At 72.2% G+C, this 17779-nt stretch carries 13 protein-coding genes; 3 read left to right on the top strand and 10 right to left on the bottom strand.

Going from position 1 to position 17779, the window contains the following annotated elements:
- Positions 1 to 129: 129 nt before the first annotated feature.
- From ACFXJ5_RS25430 to ACFXJ5_RS25450, 5 genes are all read right to left on the bottom strand, one after another.
- On the bottom strand, positions 130 to 1689 hold the full coding sequence (locus tag ACFXJ5_RS25430; RefSeq protein ID WP_384635331.1) for an RNA polymerase sigma factor: 1560 nt from the start codon (positions 1687 to 1689) through the stop codon (positions 130 to 132).
- A 286-nt stretch (positions 1690 to 1975) separates the two neighbouring features.
- The gene (locus ACFXJ5_RS25435) at positions 1976 to 2938 is read right to left on the bottom strand and encodes a FadR/GntR family transcriptional regulator (protein ID WP_384635334.1); all 963 of its coding nucleotides are present in this window, start codon (positions 2936 to 2938) and stop codon (positions 1976 to 1978) included.
- Between the two features lie 111 nt (positions 2939 to 3049).
- Positions 3050 to 4663, bottom strand: a complete 1614-nt coding sequence (locus ACFXJ5_RS25440) for an ATP-binding cassette domain-containing protein (protein ID WP_384635337.1) — start codon at positions 4661 to 4663, stop codon at positions 3050 to 3052.
- 41 nt (positions 4664 to 4704) lie between these two features.
- Complete coding sequence (locus tag ACFXJ5_RS25445) at positions 4705 to 5415, bottom strand: NUDIX hydrolase (protein WP_127359232.1); 711 nt, start codon at positions 5413 to 5415, stop codon at positions 4705 to 4707.
- Between the two features lie 101 nt (positions 5416 to 5516).
- Positions 5517 to 7517, bottom strand: a complete 2001-nt coding sequence (locus ACFXJ5_RS25450) for a glycogen debranching N-terminal domain-containing protein (RefSeq protein ID WP_384635340.1) — start codon at positions 7515 to 7517, stop codon at positions 5517 to 5519.
- A gap of 137 nt (positions 7518 to 7654) precedes the next feature.
- On the opposite strand from ACFXJ5_RS25450, the gene ACFXJ5_RS25455 reads away from it, so the two are divergent.
- Positions 7655 to 8977 carry an alpha/beta fold hydrolase gene (locus ACFXJ5_RS25455; protein WP_384635343.1) on the top strand — a complete coding sequence of 441 codons (1323 nt, stop codon included), beginning with the start codon at positions 7655 to 7657 and terminating at the stop codon, positions 8975 to 8977.
- On the opposite strand, the gene ACFXJ5_RS25460 is transcribed toward ACFXJ5_RS25455, so the two are convergent.
- Complete coding sequence (locus ACFXJ5_RS25460; RefSeq protein WP_384635346.1) at positions 8889 to 10151, bottom strand: DUF4192 domain-containing protein; 1263 nt, start codon at positions 10149 to 10151, stop codon at positions 8889 to 8891. The genes ACFXJ5_RS25455 and ACFXJ5_RS25460 overlap by 89 nt on opposite strands.
- 153 nt (positions 10152 to 10304) lie before the next feature.
- Between ACFXJ5_RS25460 and ACFXJ5_RS25465 the strand changes: the two genes are divergently transcribed.
- Positions 10305 to 12476, top strand: a complete 2172-nt coding sequence (locus ACFXJ5_RS25465) for a RecQ family ATP-dependent DNA helicase (RefSeq protein ID WP_384635349.1) — start codon at positions 10305 to 10307, stop codon at positions 12474 to 12476.
- Between the two features lie 199 nt (positions 12477 to 12675).
- The gene (locus tag ACFXJ5_RS25470) at positions 12676 to 13266 is read left to right on the top strand and encodes a hypothetical protein (protein WP_384635352.1); all 591 of its coding nucleotides are present in this window, start codon (positions 12676 to 12678) and stop codon (positions 13264 to 13266) included.
- A 9-nt stretch (positions 13267 to 13275) separates the two neighbouring features.
- On the opposite strand, the gene ACFXJ5_RS25475 is transcribed toward ACFXJ5_RS25470, so the two are convergent.
- From ACFXJ5_RS25475 to ACFXJ5_RS25490, 4 genes are read right to left on the bottom strand one after another with little or no spacing between them, the layout of a single operon-like run.
- Entirely contained in the window at positions 13276 to 13941 is a 666-nt protein-coding gene (locus ACFXJ5_RS25475) for a hypothetical protein (protein WP_384635355.1), read from the bottom strand.
- Between the two features lie 59 nt (positions 13942 to 14000).
- The gene (locus ACFXJ5_RS25480; protein WP_384635358.1) at positions 14001 to 14693 is read right to left on the bottom strand and encodes a ribonuclease HII; all 693 of its coding nucleotides are present in this window, start codon (positions 14691 to 14693) and stop codon (positions 14001 to 14003) included.
- A gap of 27 nt (positions 14694 to 14720) precedes the next feature.
- A complete protein-coding gene (locus ACFXJ5_RS25485; RefSeq protein ID WP_384635361.1) occupies positions 14721 to 16271 on the bottom strand; it encodes an APC family permease in 1551 nt (516 codons plus the stop codon).
- Positions 16272 to 16291: 20 nt separating this feature from the next.
- A complete protein-coding gene (locus ACFXJ5_RS25490) occupies positions 16292 to 17761 on the bottom strand; it encodes an aldehyde dehydrogenase family protein (protein WP_384635363.1) in 1470 nt (489 codons plus the stop codon).
- Positions 17762 to 17779 lie beyond the last annotated feature (18 nt).

Here is a 17779-nt window from a genome sequence, read left to right on the forward strand (position 1 = left end):
TACCCACGACCACCCCGCTTCATCGAGTGGGGCGGCTGGCCCAGACGGCCCGCCCCCCCTCGGGGCCGCAAACCCCCCGCGCCCCGCCCCGCCCGCGCCGGTCACGGGCCCGTACGAAAACCCCGGGACTCAGTCCAGGTAGTCCCGCAGAACCTGGGAGCGGGACGGGTGGCGCAGCTTCGACATCGTCTTGGACTCGATCTGGCGGATGCGCTCACGGGTGACCCCGTAGACCTTGCCGATCTCGTCCAGCGTCTTCGGCTGGCCGTCGGTGAGGCCGAAGCGCATGGAGACCACGCCCGCCTCACGCTCACTGAGCGTGTCCAGCACCGAGTGCAGCTGCTCCTGCAGAAGGGTGAAGCTCACCGCATCGGCCGGGACCACGGCCTCGGAGTCCTCGATGAGGTCGCCGAACTCGCTGTCGCCGTCCTCGCCCAGCGGAGTGTGCAGGGAGATGGGCTCGCGACCGTACTTCTGGACCTCGATGACCTTCTCGGGGGTCATGTCGAGTTCCTTGGCCAGCTCCTCCGGGGTGGGCTCGCGGCCCAGGTCCTGGAGCATCTGGCGCTGGACGCGGGCCAGCTTGTTGATGACCTCGACCATGTGCACCGGGATACGGATGGTGCGGGCCTGGTCCGCCATGGCGCGGGTGATGGCCTGGCGGATCCACCAGGTCGCGTACGTGGAGAACTTGAAGCCCTTGGTGTAGTCGAACTTCTCGACCGCACGGATCAGGCCCAGGTTGCCCTCCTGGATGAGGTCCAGGAAGAGCATGCCGCGGCCGGTGTAGCGCTTGGCCAGCGAGACCACCAGGCGGAGGTTGGCCTCCAGGAGGTGGTTCTTGGCCCAGCGGCCGTCCTCGGCGATGATCTCCAGCTCGCGCTTGAGCTTGGGGGCGAGCTTGTCGGCCGCCGCCAGCTTGTCCTCGGCGAACAGGCCGGCCTCGATGCGCTTGGCGAGCTCGACCTCCTGCTCGGCGTTGAGGAGGGGGACCTTGCCGATCTGCTTCAGGTAGTCCTTGACCGGGTCGGCGGTGGCACCGGCCGCGGCGACCTGCTGCGCCGGGGCGTCGTCCTCGTCCTCGTCGGACAGGACGAAGCTCTCGGCCTCGGGCTTGTCGGGGCCTTCCTCGTCCTTGCCGGGCGCGGCCTCGTCGAGCGGTTCCTCGCCCTCGGCCTCTTCACCGTCCGTCTTGCCCTTGGCCGCGGTGGTCTTCTTCGCCACGGTCTTCTTGGCGGTCGTCTTCTTGGCCGCCGCCTTCTTGGCGACAGCCTTCTTCGCGGGAGCCGCGGCCTCGTCGGCCACGTCTGCCACGGCCTCGGTCTCCACGGCCGCCACAGGAGCTGGGGCGGCCTCGGCGGCGACGGTCTTCTTGACCGGTGCGGCCTTCGTGGCGACGGTCTTGGTGGCAGTACGCTTCGCCGGGCTCTTGGCTGCGACGCTCTTACGGGTGCGCTTGGGCGCCTCAGCGGCACTCACCATCAGCGTCACACCCTCCTCGTCGAGGACCTGGTTGAGGCTGCGCAGAACGTTCTTCCACTGGGTTGCCGGAATCTGGTCCGCTTCGAAGGCTCGACGCACGTCGTCGCCGGCGATCTGCCCCTGGGCCTTACCCCGCTCGATGAGCGCCAACAGAGACTCGGACTCGGCGATCTCCGGCGGGAGCGTACGGGATGTGCTGGCCGACACGAACAACCTCTCGGAACGATGGGAACGACTACGGTGGGAACCGCTCAGCAACTCAGCGTCATGTATGTCGCGGATATTCCTCCTGCGGCTGCCACCTCTTACCTCATCGCGCTGCGCGGCAGAGCGTTACGCCCGGCCCACGTGGCCCCAGTCACATCCCTTTCCGGCACCAGACGGACATAGCCGGGCACTCTCCACGGATCGCAGAGGGGATGACTCCGCCGCCGGCCCGGGAGCAAGGGGTCCGGCGGCGGCTGGGGCGGGCGGGGACGTACGGCTGGCGCGGTCAGTGCTCGCGGGGGGCGGGCACCACGTGCTCGGCCGCGCCCGGCACCTCGGAGTGGACGCCGAGCAGCTGGCGCATGGCCGACTCCGCCTCGGCCCCGTCACCGGAGGCGAGGGCCTCCACGATCCGCAGATGCAGCCCTACGGAGTGCTCGCCGGGGCGCTCGCAGCCGATCGCCGGACCGCCGGAGACCTGGAGCGCGGAGGAGACGATGCCCGAGAGGTGCTCGAGCATGCGGTTCCCGGCGATCTGCAGGACGAGGGCGTGGAATTCGGCGTCGGCGCGGGAGAACGTGAGGGAGTCGCCCTGTCCGGCGGCGTGCCCCATGATCTCCGCCATGTCGGTGAGGCGCTGCTGCAGCTCCTCCCGGCCGTGGCCGGCTGCCAGCCGGGCGGCCAGCGGCTCGATGGTCCAGCGGAGTTCGAAGAGCTCCCGGCGCTGGTCCTCGCGCTGCGGCCCGAAGGCCCGCCACTCGATGATGTCGGGGTCGAGGAGGTTCCAGTCGCTGACCGGACGGACCCGGGTGCCGACGTTGGGACGAGCGCTGACCAGGCCCTTGGCCTCCAGCACGCGCAGCGACTCGCGCACCACGGTGCGGGAGACCTCGAAGCGCTGGCCGATCTCCTCGGGGACGAGCGGGCGGTCGGCGCCCAGGTCACCGGAGACGATCATCTGGCCGAGCTGCTGGACGAGTTGGCCGTGCAGCCCGCGGCCCCGGCTGCCGCCGGCCCGGCGGCCGACCCGGCCCATATCGGAGTCTCCCCCGTCCCAGGAGGGAAGTCCCGGAACGCCGGGTCGGTCGACGGCTGGTGCTTCGCCGTACGGATAGCGGTCGAGCTCGCCCGGGCCGACGATGCTGGAGTCGGCGGAGCGGGCCGCGGTCATCATGGTGTGCGCAAGGGTACTCACGCATCCTTTGTCGGCGATGCCGCAGGGCGCCTTGAGGGCTTTGCTGAAAAGCACACGAAAGGGTGAGCGCTCATCACCTGATAATTGACGCTTTATCGGAAGGAAATGGGCTTTCTTGCGGGGTTCTGGAGCACTTCGGTTTATCTGACCGCAAGTTGGACGCCGTCAACCGGCGCGACCCCGCAACACCGTTGCCAGATAGGCGCACAGCAGAGCGACCAGCGCCAACCCGAAGGAATACCTGACCGGTTCCGCGGCCAGTCGTACGGCGTCGATCGCCGGGACGGCGGCCGCCTTCCGCACGACGGGCGCCACCAGCAGCGGCACGGCCAGCACCCCCGCCATTCCGAGCGCGGTCGTACGGAACACCCCGGCCGCCAGCACCCCCGCCCAGGCACACCCCACGTTGAGCGCGGCCCAACCCACGGCCACGGTGGGGCGGTCCACCGGTGACGGGACACTGCCGGGCCCCTCGAGGAGCCGTACGGCGGCCGCGCCGAGCCCTGCGGCGAGTGCGGCCAGCAGCAGGGCCACCGCCCCGTTGACGGCGAGTTTGGCGGCGACCAGCCGGAGTTGGCGCGGGCCGGCCGCACGGTCGGGCGTGAGCGCGGGATAGCGGAACTCCTGACCGTACGCGAGCGCACCCAGCAGCCCCGCGCCCAGCGCGGCGGGCGGCAGCGGCAGCAGGTGCGGCCAGCCGGTGGCCACCCGCAGCGAGACATGGTGGCCGGTGCGCAACAGCGCGAGGGCTCCGGCGAGCGAAGCGAGCAGGGACGCGGCGGCGATCAGCCAGGGGGTGCGTACGCCGGCGAGGCGGCGCAGCTCGTAACGCAGCGGGCGGACCGGGCCGGGCGGGGGCACGGCGTCGCGGACCGGCGGGATGGGGACGGTGTCGTACGCGTCGGCGGGCGGGACGGGCGGCGGCCCGGAGTCGGCGGTGGCGTCGGCGAGCTGGTGGAGCAGGATGCCGTGCCGGAAGGCGGTCTCGCCGACGTGCGCGGGCGTGGTGCCGTAGACGGCGATGCGGCTGCCGCTGTCGCTGATCACCTCGGTGCCGTCGTGGGTGAGCAGGGAGGCGAGGCGCTGGGCCTGTGGGGAGCGCACGGCGACGTACGGGCGCAGCCGGGTGCGGCCGAACTCGGTGGCGGGCTGGTCGGCGACGAGGCGGCCGTCATGGAGGGTGACGACGCGGTCGGCGATCCGGGCGACCGCCTTGGGGTCGCGGCCCGTGATGACGACGGCGCCGCCCTGGGCGGCGTAGGACCTGAGGAGTCCGTGCAGCCAGCCGGTGTCGCGGGGGGTCAGGTCACGGGTGGGGTCGTCGAGGAGCAGGGCCGCGGGGTCGGCGAGTAGGGCGGCGGCCAGGCCCAGGCGTCGGTCCATGCCGAGCGAGAGGCTGCCGAGCCGGTGGCCGGCCATCTCGCTGAGGCCGACGACCTCAAGGACCTGCTCGGCCCGGGTGGCAGGGACGCCGGCGGCGGCCGCGAGCATCCGCAGGTGGCCGCGGACGGTGCGTGCGGGGTGGCCGGGGACGTCGCCGAGGAGTGCGCCGGCTTGCCGGGCGGGGTGTGGGTGGCGGTGCAGGGAGCGGCCGTCGAAGAGGGTGACGCCGCGGCCTGGTTCGAGTTCGAGCATGAGGCGCAGGGCGGTGGACTTGCCGGCCCCGCTTTCGCCGAGCAGGGCGGTGACCTCCCCGGGGCGGGCCTCGAAGCTGAGGTCGTCGACGGCGGGAGGTCGGTCGCCCCGGGATGTGCTGGTCAGTCCGATGGCCTGGATCACCTTTGCACGATAACGCCGCTTTTACCGAAACTGCCCTGATTTCACACCTCGGGGCGCAACATGGGCGGATTCAGCAGTGCGGCACCTCCGGCCCTGAACAGCTGTGCGGGCCTGCCGCCCTGACGGGTCGTCGTGCCACCGGTGGGGACGAGGAAGCCCGGGGTGCCGGTGACCTTGCGGTGGAAGTTACGGGGGTCCAGGGCGACGCCCCAGACGGCCTCGTAGACCCGGCGCAGCTCGCCGACGGTGAATTCGGGCGGGCAGAAGGCGGTGGCGAGGGAGGAGTACTCGATCTTCGAGCGGGCTCGTTCGACGCCGTCGGCGAGGATGCGGGCGTGGTCGAAGGCCAGGGCGGCACCGTCGTGCAGCAGCTCGGTCACCGGGGCCCAGCGGGCGCTGCGGGCGTCGCCGCCGGCCCGGGGGGCGGGCAGGTCCGGGGCGAGCACGAGGTGGGCGACGCTGACCACGCGCATCCGAGGGTCGCGGTGCGGATCGCCGTAGGTGGCCAACTGCTCCAGGTGGGCGCCGTTCTGGGCGCGCAGCCCGGTCTCCTCGGCCAGCTCCCTGGCCGCCGCGTCGCCCAGGTCCTCGTCGACGCGGACGAAGCCTCCGGGTAGCGCCCACCGCCCCTGGTAAGGCGGCTCGCCCCGGCGAATCGCCAGTGCGCACAGCGCGTGGTGGCGCACCGTGAGCACGACGAGGTCGACGGTGACGGCGAAGGGCGGGAAAGCTGACGGGTCGTAGGGCGGCATGGCGGCGATCCTAGTCGTCTGCCTGACGATAAGCAGCTGCTTGGCGCACCGGGTCGTGCGCCGGGTCACACGCCGGGGCACGCGCTGCGCCAAGCACCGGCTCACGCACCGAGCTGCAGGCCCGGGGCGGCCTCCTCGACCATGGCCATGCCGAGTCTGCTGATCCGTACGGCGAACGGCTCCCCGGCAACCCTCAGCCCCGACAGCTGCACCGCGCCCAGCGGCGCACTGCCCATGGGCCGCACGGCGACGATCCCCTCGGGGGCGTCGGGGCGGACTCCGGCCAGGGACATCAGCAGATGGACCGCGCCGGCCGCGGCCACGGCGGCAGGGCGCCCGGCGGAGGGGTGCGGGGCCGGCGCCCGGCCGGCGGCCCGCTGCTCCCCCGCGTACATCTCCGGCAGCCGGTGGCCGAAGGCCTCCGAGGCGTCGAGCAGGCCCCGCAGCAGGGAGGCGGCTTCCTTCTCGTACCCGGCGGCGGCCAATCCTGCGGCGGCGACGGCCGTCTCGTGGACGCGTACGACTCCGCCACGGTGGCCGAAGGGATTGTGTCCCGGGGCCTTGGCGGACAGCGTGCGCAGCCCCCAGCCGGAGTCGAGGTCCGGGGCGCCCAACAGGCGGGCGAGCTGCTCGGTCTGCACCTTGTCGAGCAGGCCCTCGGCGAGGTCACCGCCGCCGAGCAGCCCGGTATCGAGCAGGTGGCCGGTGGCGGAGCCGAGATGCGGCGCCGGTCTGCCGTCCGGGGCGAGGGCGGCCGCGGGTCTGCCGCCGGCCCGGTCCTCGAGCCAGAAGTCATCCCGGAAGCGCCGGCGCAGCTCGGCTGCCCGCTCCCGCCAACCGTCGGCTCCGGGGCGGTCGTAGGCATCGAGCAGGTCGGCGCCGTGCAGTATGGCCCGGTGGGCGTGGGCCTGCACTTCGCACCGGGCTGGGCCGCCGGGGGCCGGGTCGGGCACATAGCCGTCGTCGCCGGCAGCGGCGAGCAGCCAGCGCAGGCAGCGCTCGGCGGCGGGCAGCAACGGCTCGGACTCCCGCTCCGGCAGGCCCCATCGCCGGGCCTCGGCCAGGACGGTGACGAAGAGCAGCGTCGCCTCCACGCCCGAGCAGGTCGGGGGCAGATGAGGCCCCGCGTGCCGTAGGACCCCCGGGATGCGCCCACTGCCGGGGTCCTGGCGGCGGGCCAGCGTGCGCAGGGTGCCCGCGGCAAGGCGGGTGCCCAGCGGCAGCATCATGCGGGCCGCCCACAGGGCGTCGGCCGGCGCGAGCCCGAGCCGCCAGGGGGCCCCGGCCGCCGTATGGAGGTCGGCCGGCTGACCAGGGTCGCGCAGCAGCAGGGCACTCAGGTCGTCGAGGCTCGCGCCCAGCAGTGCTTCGGCCCGCGCGTCGTCACAGGACATCTTGGCGGCGGACCACGGCACGGGCACCGTCACCTCCCGCACGCCCGGGCTGCGTGCGGACGGCGCGTCCGGTGGCGGCTCCAGGACCGCGCGCAGCTCGATGACCCGGGAGCCGCCCGGCGGCACCGCCAGATCCCAGCGCAGCAGGCCGGCCGAGGCCAGCGCACTGTCCGGCGCCGGATGGGCGGTGATCCTCGCCCCCGCCCCGTCCCGTGACCAGCGCAGCCCCGAGTCACAGACGCTGGCCGGCAGGTCCGGCCCGGGGCGCCCGGAGGCGACCGCGGCGAGGTCGGCCAGGTCCGTGCCCAGCGACACCTCCAGCGGCAGGCGCAGGCCCCTTGAACCGGTGTTGTGCACGGTGATCCGCTCGGCGCCCCCAGCCGTGCGCACCCGTTCCACGGTGACCGCCGGGTCAGGGCCGCCGTCCGCCCCGGTGCGCACGACCGCCACGAATCTGGCCCGGCCCGCCGTGACGAGCCGGCCCTGCACCGGGATCGGAGCCGAGCCGGCGATCCGCAGCTCACAGCGGGCCAGCACCCGACGGCCGTCCTGGTAGAAGCCGTCCAGACCTTGCCCGAGCAACTGACCGTGCCCGGCGGAGACCGCGAGCGACGGCGCGGCGACACACATCACCGCGTCGTGCACCGACCTCGGCCCCCGGTCCGGCCGGCCGGGCGGAGTCGGCGGAGTGTTCTGCTGCGGGCTCATGCCACCTCCTCGGACGCCTTCCGCGGTTCGACACCACCCACCTGAACGGCCGGGTGGGCGCTCGGGTCACGGCCCGTCTACCGTTCGCTCGGGAAACCGTTAGCACCGTCGGCACGCATCACCGGAAAGAAGCAACCATGGCCGTGTACCGCCAGCCCGGAATCGTTGTCACCGACCACGCCTTCGAGGTGCCGCTGGACCACGCGGACCCGGCCGGTGAACGGATCCAGGTCTACGCCCGCGAGGTCGTGGCGGCCGGGAAGCGGCGCGATGCCGACCGGGAGGATCCGCCCTGGCTGTTGTTCCTGCAGGGCGGACCGGGTGGCCGTTCGCCGCGCCCGCTGGGCAGGGACAGCTGGCTCACGCGCGCTCTGGACGACTACCGGGTGCTGCTCCTGGACCAACGTGGCACCGGCCGCTCCACTCCGGCCACCCGGCAGACCCTGCCGTCACGCGGGGACGCCGCTGCCCAGGCCGCGTATCTCGCGCACTTCCGCGCCGATTCGATCGTGGCCGACTGCGAACTGATCCGCCGTGAACTCCTGGGCGAGAACGGCCGCTGGAGCCTGCTCGGCCAGAGCTACGGCGGCTTCTGCGCACTCACCTATCTGTCGTTCGCCCCGGAAGGGGTGCGGGAGGCGTTCATCACAGGCGGCCTCGCCGGGCTCCGCAGCAGCGCCGAGGACGTCTATCGCGCCGCCTACCCGCGCGTCGAGCGGAAGGTGGCCGCGCACTACGACCGCTATCCCGAGGACGCTGCGACGGTACGGGCGGTCGCCCGGCATCTGCGCGACACCGACGTGACCCTGCCCGGTGGCGGACTGCTCACCGCCGAGGCCTTCCAGTCGCTGGGCCGGATCCTGGGCACCGGCACCGGCTCGCACACCCTGCACTATCTGCTGGAGGACGCCTTCGTCCCGGGCACAGCGGAGTCGGTGCTTTCCGACTCCTTCCTCGCCGAGACGCAAGGGCATCTGTCCTTCGCGGGTAACCCGCTCTACGCGGTGCTCCACGAGTCGATCTACGGCCAGCGCTCGGTGTCGCCGAACCCCACCGGCTGGGCGGCGGAAGCGGTGCGCGCCGAATTCCCCCGCTTCGATGTGGACAAGGCGCTGACGGGCGACGCTCCCTTGCTGCTGACCGGCGAGATGATCTACCCCTGGATGTTCACCACCGACCCAGCGCTGGCGCCACTGCGCGAGACCGCCCGGCAGTTGGCGGCGCAGGCGAACTGGCCGGACCTGTACGACCCGGAGCGGCTGGCCCGCAACGAGGTCCCGGTCGCGGCTGCCGTCTACCACGACGACATGTATGTCGACACGGCCGACTCGCTGGCCACCGCGCGAGCCGTTCGTGGGCTGCGTACCTGGGTCACCGACGAATACGAGCACGACGGGCTCCGGGTGAGTGGCGGCCGGGTCCTCGACCGGCTGATCCGGCTGGCCCGCGGTGAGCTGTAGCGCACGCCACCGTCGGCCCGAGGCGCTTGCGCCGTAGTCCGCGCAAGCATCCGCGCAACGGCTCGGGGTCGACTCCGGCGTTGAGCGCGGCGTGCAACAGCCGGGCGAAGGTGTAGTCAGGGTCCAGTTGCAGGGCACGGCCGAAGGCGACCCGCGCGGTGGCCTCGTCGCCCGCGGACCAGGCCACCCAGCCGGCGAGAGTGAGCGGGGCCGCCGCGTGGTCCTGGAAGGGCTTGACGCAGCGCCTGGCCAGCGCGCGCCACAGCCGCAGCGCCGCTTCGCTGTGCGGAGGCTCCATCCACTCGGCGGCGTGGTCGCGGGTGATGCGGTCCTGAAGCCCGAGAATGATCGCCGCGGCCTCCGCTTCGTCGAGCAGCGCGTCGTCGCCGGCGTCGCCGCACGGCCCGTCGTCCTCGGACGGGGCCTCGCGGAACCGGTGCAGGGCGGACTCGACCAGAGCCAGGGTCTCCCGCCGTACCGTCTCGACGGTGTCCTCGTCCCTGCCGAGCATGCGCGGCACCAGGTCCGCCGCGGCCATGTCGAGGGCTTGTTCCTGGGCGGTGGACGGGGGTGTCTCCGGCGGAGTCAGGCGGGCCTCCATCTCCCGTAGCGAGCCGCGTACTTGGATGCCCGCGTAGGCGGCGGCCGCGGCCATGACGGAGCTTCCGGGGGAGCTGATCTCGGCGCCCTCGGGCGGGCAGGTGCAGCCGGCGTCCGAACAGGTGTAGGACCACCAGCGGCCGCCCGACACGCACAGCGCCTCGATGACCGGGACGTCGAGGGCGCCGCAGGCGACCCGCAGCCTCTGGGCGAGTGGCCGCAGGCGCTCCATGGTCCGCCCCGGCCGCTCCCCTTCGACAGGGTCCTGGCACAGGAAGACGACGATGGAATCGGGGCGGCCCCCGCGCTGCTCGCTGCCGCGCACGAGGCACTCGGCGAGCTCGGTGGCGACCTCGGGCCACTCCCGCGGGTCGGTGGGAATGCCCAGGCGCAGCCGACCGCCGAAGCGGCTGTGCTTACCGTGCAGAGCCACCATCACGATCGAGTCGGTCGGATGAAAGCCGAGCAGGTACGGAAGCGCGTCGGCCAGCTCGGCCGGGCTGCGCAGGGTGACCTTGTGCTCGTCGGTGGGGCGGGCGGATTCGTCGGGCTGGATCTCGTTGTGCTGAGTCATGATCCGAAGGTGACGCAGGCCGGCGATCTACGCCAGCCCCCTCTCCCAGCCTGTGGATAACTAGGCAATATCGTCATATAGACGGCGCGCAAGTTATCCACAGGCGCGTCATCGACGTTCGCGCTTGTCTGTCCCATCGGGTTCCATGGGCGCATGACCGAAACGACCAGCACCGCCCTCCGCACCGAGGCGGACTCCATCCTCGCCCGCCTCGTCGGTGACGACACCGGCACCGCCCGGCTGCGCGAGGACCAGTGGCGTGCGGTCGAGGCGCTGGTCGCCCACGGCAGGCGCGCGCTGGTCGTTCAGCGCACCGGCTGGGGCAAGTCCGCCGTCTACTTCGTGGCCACCGCGCTGCTTCGCCGGCGCGGCAGCGGCCCGACGGTGATCGTCTCCCCGCTCCTCGCGCTGATGCGCAACCAGATCGATGCGGCCGACCGCGCCGGGATCCGCGCCCGCACCATCAATTCGGCCAATCCGGAGGAGTGGGAGACCATCCAGGCCGAAGTGGCCGAAGGCGAGGTGGACGTGCTCCTGGTGAGCCCGGAGCGGCTCAACAACCCTGATTTCCGCGACCAAGTGCTGCCCAAGCTCTCCTCCACGACCGGCCTGCTGGTGGTCGACGAGGCGCACTGCATCTCGGACTGGGGCCACGACTTCCGGCCGGACTACCGCAGGTTGCGCACCATGCTCGCCGACCTCCCGCCCGGGGTGCCTGTGCTGGCCACCACCGCCACCGCGAACGCGCGGGTCACCGCGGACGTCGCCGAGCAGCTCGGCACCGGGGACACCGAGGGCGCCCTCCTGCTGCGTGGCCCGCTCGACCGGGAGAGCCTGTCGCTCGGTGTGCTTCGTCTGCCGGACGCAGCGCACCGGCTGGCATGGCTCGCCGACCACCTGGGGGAGCTTCCTGGCTCCGGCATCATCTACACCCTGACAGTGGCGGCTGCCGAGGAGGTCACGGCCTTCCTGCGGCAGCGCGGCTACGAGGTGGCCTCGTACTCGGGCCGGACCGAGGACGCCGACCGCAAGGCCGCCGAGTCGGCTCTACTGGCCAACGAGGTCAAGGCGCTGGTCGCCACCTCCGCGCTCGGCATGGGCTTCGACAAGCCCGACCTGGGATTCGTCGTTCACCTCGGCTCGCCGTCCTCCCCCATCGCCTACTACCAGCAGGTCGGCCGGGCCGGTCGCGGTGTGGACCATGCGGAAGTGCTGCTGATGCCGGGCGCCGAGGACGAGAAGATCTGGGAGTACTTCGCCTCCCTGGCCTTTCCGCCCGAGGAACAGGTCCGCCGCACGCTGGAGGTGCTGGCCGCCGCCGGCCGGCCGCTCTCGGCCCAGGCACTGGAGCCACGCGTCGATCTGCGCCGCAACCGCCTGGAGATCATGCTCAAGGTGCTCGACGTCGACGGTGCGGTGCACCGGGTGCGCGGTGGCTGGACCGCCACCGGACAGCCATGGTCGTACGACACGCAGCGATACGCGTGGGTCGCCCGCCAGCGTGAGGCGGAACAGGAGGCGATGCGGGAGTACGCCACGACCACCGGCTGCCGGATGGAGTTCCTGCGTCGCCAACTCGACGACGAGGAGGCCGTGCCCTGCGGCCGCTGTGACAACTGCGCGGGCGCGCGCTTCGGCGAGCAGGTCTCCGCTGCGGCTCTCGATGCCGCACGGGCCGCCCTGGGACGACCCGGGGTCGAGGTGGAGCCGCGCAGGATGTGGCCGTCAGGACTCGAGGCCGCCGGTATAACCCTCAAGGGCCGGATCCCCCCTGGGGAGCAGGCCGCGCCCGGGCGGGCGCTGGGCAGGCTCTCGGACATCGGATGGGGTAACCGGCTGCGCCCGATGTTCGCCGACGGCGCCCCGGACGATCCGGTGCCGGACGATGTGGCGCAGGCCGTGGTGCGCGTGCTCACCGACTGGGCGAAGGGCCCGGGCGGCTGGGCGAGCGGAGCGCCGGAGGCGCCGGCCCGGCCTGCCGGGGTGGTCACGATCGCCTCGCACACCCGCCCCCAGCTGATCGGCTCACTGGGCGCCCGCATCGCGGAGGTGGGCCGCATACCGCTGCTTGGCCAGGTCGCCCACGTGGACAGCGGTGCGCCGCTGCGGGTTCCGCGCAGCAACAGCGCTCAGCGACTGCGCGTGCTGCACGAGGCGTTCGTGGTGCCGCCCGAACTCGCCCGGTCGCTGGGCGAGTCACCCGGTCCGGTGCTGCTGGTCGACGACTTCACCGAGACCGGGTGGACCCTCGCGGTGGTCGCGCGGCTGCTCCGCCGATCGGGTGTAACGGGCGTGTTTCCGCTGGTCCTGGCCCTGCAGAGCTGATCGGACGTCAAAAGGGCCCAGGGGGCGGGATCTAAGCGGCGGAAAGGTCGATACCAGGTCGAGTCGACAAATTGACCGTTGCCGCTCGCCCCTGCGGGAGCCAGAATTGAACCCGGATCCCCCGACCGGCTCTTGGAGCCTTTGACCGGCGTGCGCCCGCGCCCGGGCGGCCAGGGGAGCCACCCACGAAGGGAGGACCGTGGCCATCGGTTTCGCTCCGGCGACCACTGCCGGCACCTCCTCCCGCCTGGCCCGCACCCTGGAGCCGGCCGAGTGGGTCGCGGCGGGAGTCCCTCTGCTCAGCAATCCGCGCGACGTCGTCAAGGATCTGTACGGCCGCCATCTCCCTACGCCGGGCAACGCCGTGGTCGCCGTTTTCTCGGCGGACGGGCGGCTGGAGGCCAGCGCCTCGTTCACCCAGCGGGCCGGTCACACCGACGGCTGGGAGCGCCGCAACGCGATCCTCGCCCACCTGCGGCGGGTGACGACCGACGACCTGCGGCGCCGCCGACCGGTGCGCACCGCGGTACTGCTGGTGTGCCGGGACGGCAGCGCGGGCTGGACGGAGGCCGACGGTGCCTGGATGTGGGGGCTGCGCGACGCCTGTTCGCTGTACGGGCTGCGTTGCGGCGCGTACCTCACGCTGACCCACGACGGCTGGCACGTGATCGGCGAGAATCGCGGTGGGCGCACGCCGAAAGCCGCGTCCTGGTCGGAAACGCAGGGCGGCGCAGCCGCCCTGCGTCCCACAGGGGCGCCCGAGGCACTGCGCCGCGCGGCGGCCCGCTGACTCAGCGGTTCAGGCGCTCGCGCCCAGCAGCCCGTTGATCCGCTGCGGGTCGCCGCAGACGATCAGCAGCGCACCCGCCCGGGCCATCGCCGTGGGCAGCGCCCGCGCGATCACCTCGTCCGCACCGCCGTTGACGGCGATGATCACCACCGGGCGGCCCAAGGCCCGCTCGGCGTCACCGATGCCCGCGTAGAACACGTCGTCGCCGGCCTCGTGCTGCGCCCAGTAGGACGCCTCACCGAAGGAGACTTCGTGCGCGGCCCAGGGGTGCTGTTCGCCGGTGGTGAGGACCAGGACGTCGCCGGGCGAGCGGCCGGAGTCCAGCAGCAGGTCGACCGCTTCGTCGGCGGCGTCGATCGCGCCGTCGGCGGGGGCCGGGATGAGCTGGATCTGCGCGGCGGCGGTGCCGTCGGCCGCAGCAGCCGGGCCCGTCGGCTCACCGTCGCGCGGCGACCGCTGCTGCGGCGGCGCGACCGGACCGCGCGCCGGGCCGGGTCGGCCGGGCCGGGCGTTCACGGCAGGGGCGCCGCGCGGAGGCGCGGGACGGGGTGCGGCGGGCCGTGGCCCGGGACCGGGAACAGGGCGGGGGGTCGACGCGGGACGGCCGGCGGCCGGTGCTGTGCGGGGACCCGGGACACTCTCGTGAATCTGAGGCTCCTCGGAGGAGAGAGGCATGTGGTGATGTCTATCAAATGCACCTTGCGGGCGCAGCGGCGGGTAGGTCACAACTCGGGTCAGAATTCGAAACCGAGCTGCTCCCCAGGGTCTGCCATCGCCCCTGCCCGTACCTTCTTCAGGTGCTGCCAGCGCGGCAGCGCATCGAGGTACGCCCACGACAGCCGGTGGTGCGGGGTGGGTCCCAGCTCCTCCAGCGCCGCGCGGTGCACCGGCGAAGGGTATCCGGCGTTGTCCTCGAAGCGGAACGGGGCATGGCCGACGCCGAGTTCCGTCATCATGGCGTCCCGGTGCACCTTGGCGATCACAGACGCCGCCGCGACAGCGACGCACGACTGGTCGCCCTTGATGACCGTTCGGACCCGCCACGGACCGCCCAGGTAGTCGTGCTTGCCGTCGAGGATGATCGCGTCCGGCACCACCGGCAGCACCTCGAGGGCACGTACGGCGGCGAGCCGCAGCGCGGCCGTCATTCCGAGCTCGTCGATCTCCTCAGGCGAAGCGTGGCCTAGGGCGTACGCGGTCACCCAGCCGGTCAGCACCGCCGCCAGCTCGTTGCGGCGCTTCTCGGTGAGCAGTTTGGAGTCGGTGAGCCCGTCCGGCGGCCTGCGCAGCCCGGTGACGGCGGCGCACACGGTGACGGGCCCGGCCCAGGCACCTCGTCCCACCTCGTCGATGCCGACAACGACCTTGGCTCCGAGGGTGGCGCGCAGGGAGCGCTCGACGCTGTGGGTGGGTGGTTGGTAGGGCATGGCAAGGCCAAGCCTACGCTCCGCCTTTCACGCCACTTGCGCCGGTGCCTGGTGTTCGGCGAGCACGCCCGTACGGTGCCGCTGCACCAGCCAGTAGTAGGAGAAGCCGCCGAGCGCGACCACCCCGACGAAAAGCACGGCGCCCCAGCGCAGGTACCAGTGCTGCGGGCCGGAGGCTTTGTAGACGGCGGCGCGCGGCCACATCAGGTTGATCGTCATGGCGGTGCCCCACAGCACCGCGAGGAGGTTCACCGGCAGGCCGAGGCGGCCGAGCGAGAAGCGGCCCTTCCCCGCTCCGTGCCAGGTACCGCGCAGGCGCTGGACCAGCATCGGAAGGGTGACCAGCAGATACGCGAGGTAGATCATGATGATGGCGATACTGGTGACCACCGAGAAGATCTGCGGCTGGTTGATGTTGACGATCAGGATGGCGATCGCGAGGACGCCGATCAGTACGGCCGGCAGGATCGGCGTCTGGGTGCGCGGGTTGACCCGGGCCATCACCGGGCCGCCCGGCAAGTTGTTGTCGCGCGCCATGGCGAAGGCCAGCCGGATGCCCGCCGTGTGCACCGCGAGCGCGCACACCGTGACCGCGATGACGACGCACCAGAGCACCGCCTGCCCGATGTCATGGCCGAGGGTCGACAGCACCACGTACTGCAGGCCGTCCACCGACAGCTGCGGTGCGCTGAGGTCGGGTGCGGCCATCAGCGCGAACAGCAGGATCAGCCCTCCGATGAGGAAGGAGGCGATGAGCGCGCGCAGGATCGCGCGCGGGGCGTTGCGGACCGGGTTCAGGGACTCCTCGCCGAGCGAGGAGGCGGTGTCGAATCCGTACATGACGTACGCGGAGGCCAGCGAGGCGGTCAGGAAGGCGCCGAAGTAGCCGAGGTTCTGGCCGGCGCCACGGCCCTGGGTGTCCAGGACGGCGCTCGGGCCGCGGTGGAAGTGCGCGGCGAACAGGATGATCAGGACGACGGCGGCGACCAGCTCGATGAAGACACCCGCGGAGTTGATCCGGGCCATCAGCTTCACGCCGAAGGCGTTGACCAGGGTGGTGAAGACGATGAGCGCCGAGCCCAGCAGTACGGCGTTCGCGGCGGCGTCGGTCGTGCCGCTGCCGTCTCCGACGAACTGGAAGGTCGACGAGATCTGGGGCAGCGTCAACTGATAGGCGAGCGCGACCGCGGAGAGTGAGACGACCGTCGCACAGGTCATCATCCAGCCCGCCAGCCAGCCGACGTGCGGGCCGCCGAGCCGCTTGGACCAGTTGTAGATCGAGCCCGCGACCGGGTAGCGGGCGGCCAGTTCACAGAAGCACAGGGCGACCATCAGCTGGCCGGTGAAGACCATGGGCCAGGACCACCAGTAGGCGGGTCCGCCGTTACTGATGCCGAAATAGAAGAGCTGGAAGGTGCCGGTGAGGATGGAGATGTAGCTGATGCCGGCGGCGAAGGTGTGGAAGTTGCCCAGGGTGCGTTTGAGTTCTGGCTTGTAGCCGAGCTCGGCCAAGGCGTCGTCGTCGGTGAGTTCGGGCGTGGCGGTGTTGTGGCCGGAGGCGGGGCCGGAGGCAGTCACAGGGTCTCCCGGGGCTTGCGTCAGTCGAACCAGCGCTGCGGCACCGCGGCGGCGTTGCGCCAGATGTGCTTGGACTCCTGGTACTCGGCGAGGCCCGTGGGCCCCAGTTCACGGCCGAAGCCCGACTGCTTCATGCCGCCCCACTCCGCCTGGGGCACGTACGGGTGGAAGTCGTTGATCCAGACCGTGCCGGCCCGCAACCCGGCGGCGACCCGCGCGGCCCTTGCCTCGTCCGTGGTCCAGACGGCGCCCGTGAGTCCGTAGACGGTCCCGTTGGCGAGCACGAGCGCCTCCTCCTCGGTCGTGAAGCGCTCGACGGTAAGAACCGGGCCGAAGGACTCGTCGCGGATCACCGTCATCCCGGCATGGCACGAGTCCAGGACGGTCGGCAGGTAGTAGAAGCCGTCCTTCAGTGCGGGATCGTCGGGACGGGCCCCGCCGCAGCGCAGTACGGCGCCTTCGGCGATCCCGGCGGCGACGTAGGCCTCGACCTTGTCGCGGTGGGCGGCCGAGATCAGCGGCCCGGTGCGGGCCTGCTCGTCGAAGGGACCGCCGAGCCGGATCCGCCGGGCGCCCGCGACCACCGCGTCCACGAAGCGGTCGGCGATCTCCTCCTGTACGAGCAGCCGGGCGCCGGCCGAGCAGACCTGGCCGGAGTGCAGGAAGACCGCCATGAGGGCGTAGTCGACGGCGGTGTCGAAGTCGGCGTCGGCGAAGACGATGTCGGGGTTCTTGCCGCCCAGCTCCAGGGCGACCTTCTTCACGGTCGGTGCGGCCGCCGCCATGATCCGCCGGCCGGTGACCAGGCCGCCGGTGAAGGAGACCATGTCGACGCGCTCGTCCTCGGACAGCGGGGCCCCGGCCGTCGGTCCGGCGCCGAGCACGAGGTTTGCGACGCCGTCGGGGAGGCCGGCCTCCTGGAGCAGCCGCATGAGGTGGATGGCGGTGTGCGGGGTGAGCTCGCTGGGCTTGAGGACGAAGGTGTTGCCCGCACCGACGGCCGGGGCGACCTTCCAGGCGGTCTGCAGCAGCGGGTAGTTCCACGGGGTGATCAGGGCGCAGACCCCGACCGGTTCGTGGACGACCCGGCTGTCCACCCCCGGGTTGCCGGTGTCCACCACCCGGCCGGTGCTTCCTGCGGCGACCAGGTTGCCGAAGTAACGGAAGCAGTTGGCGATGTCGTCCATGTCGTACTCGGACTCCACCAGACGCTTGCCCGTATCGAGTGATTCGGCCCGGGCCAGTGCCGCCTTGTCCCGCTCGATGAGGCCGGCCACGCGCAGCAGCAGCCCGCTCCTTTCGGCCGCCGGGGTGTGCGGCCAGGGTCCGTGATCGAAGGCGTCGCGCGCGGCCGCGATCGCGGCGGAGGCGTCCTTGGCCCCGGCCTCGTCGACGGTGGCGACGAGGGTGCCGTCCGCGGGACACCGGATCTCGCGCGAGCCCCCGTCGACGGCGGCCGTCCAGCGGCCTCCGATGAACAGCTCTGGCATGGTCTCCTCCGGAGGGGT

Origin of the sequence: Streptomyces sp. NPDC059373, assembly GCF_042751495.1 — a bacterium.
Taxonomy (GTDB): domain Bacteria; phylum Actinomycetota; class Actinomycetes; order Streptomycetales; family Streptomycetaceae; genus Actinacidiphila.

Bases quoted from the DNA above. Each gene is read 5' to 3' on its own strand.
- ACFXJ5_RS25445 (WP_127359232.1), bottom strand. From the start codon at position 5,415: ATGCCGCCCTACGACCCGTCAGCTTTCCCGCCCTTCGCCGTCACCGTC.
- ACFXJ5_RS25450 (WP_384635340.1), bottom strand. From the start codon at position 7,517: ATGAGCCCGCAGCAGAACACTCCGCCGACTCCGCCCGGCCGGCCGGAC.
- ACFXJ5_RS25455 (WP_384635343.1), top strand. From the start codon at position 7,655: ATGGCCGTGTACCGCCAGCCCGGAATCGTTGTCACCGACCACGCCTTC.
- ACFXJ5_RS25460 (WP_384635346.1), bottom strand. From the start codon at position 10,151: ATGACTCAGCACAACGAGATCCAGCCCGACGAATCCGCCCGCCCCACC.
- ACFXJ5_RS25465 (WP_384635349.1), top strand. From the start codon at position 10,305: ATGACCGAAACGACCAGCACCGCCCTCCGCACCGAGGCGGACTCCATC.
- ACFXJ5_RS25475 (WP_384635355.1), bottom strand. From the start codon at position 13,941: ATGCCTCTCTCCTCCGAGGAGCCTCAGATTCACGAGAGTGTCCCGGGT.
- ACFXJ5_RS25480 (WP_384635358.1), bottom strand. From the start codon at position 14,693: ATGCCCTACCAACCACCCACCCACAGCGTCGAGCGCTCCCTGCGCGCC.
- ACFXJ5_RS25490 (WP_384635363.1), bottom strand. From the start codon at position 17,761: ATGCCAGAGCTGTTCATCGGAGGCCGCTGGACGGCCGCCGTCGACGGG.